Origin of the sequence: Nocardioides sp. (assembly GCF_051876515.1) — a bacterium.
Taxonomy (GTDB): domain Bacteria; phylum Actinomycetota; class Actinomycetes; order Propionibacteriales; family Nocardioidaceae; genus Nocardioides.
In genome coordinates, this window is sequence record NZ_JBJEHY010000179.1 from 1 (window position 1) to 4,992 (window position 4,992).

General features: G+C 72.4%; 6 protein-coding genes. 4 read left to right on the plus strand and 2 right to left on the minus strand.

Going from position 1 to position 4,992, the window contains the following annotated elements; genetic code table 11:
- The first annotated feature begins 116 nt into the window (after positions 1-116).
- From ACI379_RS13375 to ACI379_RS13385, 3 genes are read left to right on the plus strand one after another with little or no spacing between them, the layout of a single operon-like run.
- The gene (locus tag ACI379_RS13375; RefSeq protein WP_439792586.1) at positions 117-1,064 is read left to right on the plus strand and encodes a DUF1214 domain-containing protein; all 948 of its coding nucleotides are present in this window, start codon (positions 117-119) and stop codon (positions 1,062-1,064) included.
- On the plus strand, positions 1,061-2,134 hold the full coding sequence (locus ACI379_RS13380; protein WP_439792587.1) for an AI-2E family transporter: 1,074 nt from the start codon (positions 1,061-1,063) through the stop codon (positions 2,132-2,134). The genes ACI379_RS13375 and ACI379_RS13380 overlap by 4 nt, the downstream gene beginning before the upstream one ends.
- Positions 2,135-2,147: 13 nt before the next feature.
- Entirely contained in the window at positions 2,148-2,669 is a 522-nt protein-coding gene (locus tag ACI379_RS13385; protein WP_439792588.1) for a hypothetical protein, read from the plus strand.
- A gap of 54 nt (positions 2,670-2,723) precedes the next feature.
- Here the strand turns inward: ACI379_RS13385 and ACI379_RS13390 are convergent, their stop codons facing one another.
- Positions 2,724-2,984: a GlsB/YeaQ/YmgE family stress response membrane protein gene (locus ACI379_RS13390; RefSeq protein ID WP_439792589.1), complete on the minus strand. Its 261-nt coding sequence runs from the start codon at positions 2,982-2,984 to the stop codon at positions 2,724-2,726.
- 108 nt (positions 2,985-3,092) lie between these two features.
- On the opposite strand from ACI379_RS13390, the gene ACI379_RS13395 reads away from it, so the two are divergent.
- The gene (locus tag ACI379_RS13395) at positions 3,093-4,274 is read left to right on the plus strand and encodes a pyridoxal phosphate-dependent aminotransferase (protein WP_439792590.1); all 1,182 of its coding nucleotides are present in this window, start codon (positions 3,093-3,095) and stop codon (positions 4,272-4,274) included.
- Between the two features lie 201 nt (positions 4,275-4,475).
- Here the strand turns inward: ACI379_RS13395 and ACI379_RS13400 are convergent.
- The coding region (locus ACI379_RS13400; protein ID WP_439792591.1) for a hypothetical protein at positions 4,476-4,992 on the minus strand (517 nt) is incomplete at its 5' end.

Below are 4,992 nucleotides of genomic sequence, written 5' to 3' on the forward strand. Positions count from 1 at the left end.
GAGCCGCTCACCCCTTGCGGGTGATTCGGGCGCGCAGGCTCGTGCTGCGGTGGACCTCCCGCGACGGCGCCGACGAGGGTGGGCCTGACAGCTTCAGCGCGGACCAGGAGACCCACATGCCCATCCCCGTGAACGCAGACAACTTCGTCCGCGCCGAGACCGACCTGATGTTCACCCGCCTGGCGGCCGACGCCGGCGGGATGAACCAGTGGAACCACCTGCGCGAGCCCACCCCCCTGTCGCACCAGCCCATCGTCCGGCTCAACCGCGACACCCTCTACAGCTCCGCCATCGTGGACCTGTCCAGCCCCGTCACGCTGCGCATGCCCGAGGCCGGCGACCGGTACATGTCGGTGATGGTGATCAACCAGGACCACTACATCCCGCACGTCTTCCACGGCGCCGGTGAGCACGTGCTGACGGCCGAGAGCTGCGGCTCCGGGGTCGTCCTGCTGGGCGTGCGCACCCTGGTCGACCCGGCCGACGCGGCGGACGTGGCCGAGGTCAACCGGCTCCAGGACCAGCTCGAGCTCGTCGCCGGCCCCGTGGCCCCGTACGTGCCGACCGACTTCGACCAGGAGTCGCTGACCGCGACCCGCCAGGCCGTGCTGCGCCTGGCCGACGGCCTCCCGGACTACACCTCGGCGTTCGGGCGCCGCGGCGAGGTCGACCCGGTGCGCCACCTGCTCGGTGCGGCCGGCGGCTGGGGCGGCCTGCCCGAGTACGAGGCCAACTACCTCAACGTCATGCCGGGCCTGCCCGCGGGTTCGTACACGATGCGGATGGCCGACGTCCCCGTCGACGCCTTCTGGTCCGTCTCGGTCTACGACGCCGACGGCTACTTCGTGCCCACCGCCGAGGGATACGTCAACCTCAACAGCATCACCGCCCAGAAGGAGGACGACGGCTCGGTCGTGGTCCGCTTCGGCACCGAACCCGACGGTGGCCCCAACTTCCTCTCGGTCGGCGAGGGCTGGAACTTCTTGATCCGGATGTACCGCCCGCGCCCGGAGGCCCTCGACGGCACCTGGCAGCCGCCCGCCATCGAGCCCGTCGCCGGGTGACCACGCCTTCCCCGCCCGCCCCACCACCCGCCTGGTGGGTGGTGCGGACCACCGCCCTGGTGGTCCTGACCGTGACGCTGTTGGCCGCCCTCGCGACCATCGCCTCGGTGCTGGCCCTCGTCTTCGTGGCGGCCTTCGTCGCCGTGGGCATCGAGCCGCTGGTGGCGCGCCTGGAGCAGCGCGGTCTGCGGCGGGGGGCGGTGCTCGCCGGGCTGGCCGCGGCGCTGGCCGTCGCGGTGACCGGGGTGGTACTGCTCATCGCCGTACCGGTGTCACACCAGCTGGAGGACCTCGTCGAGGCCACCCCCGCGGTACTGGACTCGGTGGCCGAGGTCGTCACCGACGATGCGCGGGCGTACCTGGAGCAGCCTGCCACCCAGGAGCGCGCCCATGAGGTGGCCGCCGCGGTGCTGGGCGGTCTCGACGGGCTGCTGGGGTCGCTCTTCGGGGCCGTGGGCGGCGTCATGGGGTTCGCGCTGAGCGCGGCCACGGTGGCGGTGATGACGGTGTACTTCAGCCTGGCGATGCCACGGATGCGCGCCAACGCGCACGCGCTGCTGGGCGACGCGGAGAAGGCCGGGCTGTTCGACGAGATGCTCGGCAAGGTCGGGGCGTACGTGACCGGGCAGGCGCTGGTCTGCGTGTGCGCAGGCGTCGTCTCCTTCGTGGCGCTGTTCCTGCTCGGCGTGCCGTACGCGGGCGTGCTGGCGGTCCTCGTGCTGGCCCTCGACGCCATCCCGCAGGTGGGCGCCTTCCTGGGCGCTCTGGTGGCCGTCGCGGTCGCGCTCACCGAGGACCTCGGCACCGCGCTGGCCGTCGCGGCGTTCTTCGCCGTCTACCAGCTGGTGGAGAACAACCTGATCGCGCCTCGGGTCTTCTCCAGCGTCATCAGCCTCACCCCGCTGACCACGTTCCTCGCGATCCTGGTGGGGGCCGGGCTCGCGGGCGTGCTCGGCGCGGTGGCCGCTCTCCCGCTCACCGCGGCCGGGCTCACCTGGCTGCGGTACCGCTTCGCCGACGATCCGAGGACCTCCGGCATCCTTGGTCCCCGTACCTCCCCCACCCCGTGATGAAGGCTGCCGAGTGATCGAGAACGTCCCGGACCGCGTCCACCCCCTCGTGCTGCGGGCGGGCCGGTTGTTCCTCCGCGACATCGGTGGGCCGGTCGAGGGCACCATCGTGACCGCGGCCGTGCTGGCCGTGGTCGCCTCGCACAGCGAGCGGGCGGTGCGCGTGGTGATCGCCTGTGCCGTGGTGCTGGTCGTCTACTGGCTGATGCACGTCTACCTGCACGCGCTGCGCGAGCAGTACGACCGTGCCGCCGACCACCTCCACGTGCGCCTCGCCCGGCACGCAGGGCTCCAGATCGGGGTGCTCGCCGGCGGGGTCCCCGCCCTGGTGGTCTTCCTGTGCGCGCACTGGTCTGGCCTCGACCTGACGGGCGCGGCGTACCTGGCGCTGTCCTGGACGGTCGTGCAGCTGGGCGCGATCGTCTACGTCACTTCACGGGCGGCGAGACTGCGACGGGGTCGGGCCTTCGCCGAGTCCCTGGTCGCCAGCCTCATCGGGGTGCTGCTGGTGGTCGCCAAGGCGACGCTGCACTGAGCCGCGCCACGGCTCGACCATGGGCCCGCACGACCGGCCACTGGTCGGTCGACGTCAGGCGCCGCGGCGGGTCTGCAGGTAGCCCCACGCGCCAGTGACGATCACGGCGCCCACGAACGAGCCCAGCAGGCCGCTCATGCGCAGCTCGAGCCCATCGCCGCTGAGCAGGCTGGCGAGGAGTCCACCGAGCAGCGAGCCCAGGAGGCCGCAGGCCACGGCCAGGGGCCAGTTGACGGTCTGCATGGACTTGCCCAGCAGCAGCTGGGCCAGGCCGCCGACGAGGACTCCGAACGCGATGATTCCGATGAACAGCATGGGAGGAATCTAGGGGGCGCCGGCACGCGCCGCACACCGCGCCGCGCCCGAACTCACCCTCCGCAGGTGAGGTGTCCCCCGTGGGGCACGGCGCACTAGCCTCGGCTCATGAGCCCTGACCGTCGCAGCGGCCGGATCCGGATGATCCCGCCCACCGTCTTCGCCGAGTTCTCCGCGCTGGCGGTCCGGACCGGGGCGGTGAACCTGGGCCAAGGGTTCCCTGACACCGACGGGCCGGCCTCGGTGGTCGAGGCCGCCGTGGACGCGTTGCGCGGCACGCCGGAGGTGCCCAGCTCCAACCAGTACACCCCCGGGCTGGGGATCTGGGCCCTGCGCCGCGCGGTCGCCGAGCACCAGCGGCGCCACTACGGCATCGACCTCGACCCCGACACCCAGGTCGCGATCACCACGGGCTGCACCGAGGGGATCGCCGCTGCCCTGCTGGGCCTGGTCTCCCCGGGCGACGAGGTCGTCGTCCTCGAGCCCTACTACGACTCATACGTGGCGATGCTGGAGATGTGCGGCGCGGTGCGCGTCCCGGTCACCCTGCAGGCACCTGACTTCCGGCTGGACGCGGCGGCCCTGCGGGCGGCTGTGACCTCGCGGACCCGCATGATCCTGCTCAACACCCCGCACAACCCGACCGGCCGGGTGCTGACCCGTGACGAGCTGGAGGCGGTCGCCCAACTCGCAGTTGCACACGAGCTCGTGGTGATCTCCGACGAGGTGTACGAGCACCTCGTCTTCGACGGCTCCGAGCACGTCCCCATGGCAACGCTGCCGGGGATGGACGAGCGCTGCGTCACGCTGTCAAGCGTCGGCAAGTCGTGGTCGTTCACCGGCTGGAAGGTCGGCTGGGCGACCGGTCCCGCCGACCTGGTCGCGGCCGTCGTGGGCGCCAAGCAGTGGCTGACGTTCACCTCCGGCGCGCCCCTGCAGCCGGCGGTGGCGTACGCGCTGGAGCACGAGGCGGACTGGCCGCGGGAGCTGGCGGCGGACCTGCAGGAACGGCGCGACCTGCTCTGCGCGGGCCTGCGCGCGGCGGGCCTCGAGCCGTACGTCCCGCAGGGGACCTATTTCGTCACCACCGACATCTCCCACCTGGGCTGGCCCGACGGCCGCTCGTTCTGCCTCGCCCTGCCGGAACGGGCCGGCGTCGTCGCGATTCCGGCTCAGGGGTTCTACGACTCCGACGCCGGTCGCCACCTGGTGCGGTGGGCGTTCTGCAAGCGGCCCGAGGTGCTCGAGGAAGCCGCGCGGCGGTTGGCCGAGGCGGACCTGCGCGCCTGAGCTGGCGGCTGCGTCATACGAACCGCCCCGCCAGACCCCGCGCGTCATACGCGCCACCTATACGTGCGGCTCCGTATGACCAACCGCCCCTCCCACGGGGCTCCTCATGACGCAGGGCCCGCCAGCGCGCGTACGTATGACGCAAGCGAGCCAGCGGCGCTAGGCATCACGCATGCCGGCGACGCCGGGCACCGTGGACCCTCAGCGGCGGGAGAACCACGCCTTCACGTCGTGGCTGCGCAGCAGGAACAGCGCCGCCCCGGCGCACACGCCGGCGATGAGCATGAACGTGCTGCCGGCGATGCCGGCGACCAGACCGTACGGAGCCACCAGCGCTGCCGAGAGCATGAGCAGGATCCGCGCCCACTCCTGGCGCCACAGCAGGCAGACGGCCAGCCCGACGGCGGCCAGCGCCCACATGCCGACCATGGCCACGCTCAGCCACAGGCTGGTCTCCACCATCGCGGGCGTGTAGTCGGCGAACAGCTCGGGCGCGATCTCCCGCCACTGCTGCAGCATCTCCGAGGCGTCGGTCGCCCGCGCCTGGAGCACGTACGACACCATCGCCGAGACCCCACCGAGCACGGTCAGCACCAGCACCGTCCGCAGCTGCGAGGGCCGCGGGGTCAGCGGAGGCTTCGGGCGCGGCGGCTGGGCGTAGGGGTGGTACCCCTGCGGCGGGTACCCCTGCGGAGGCACCGGCTGCTGCCCGGGCTGC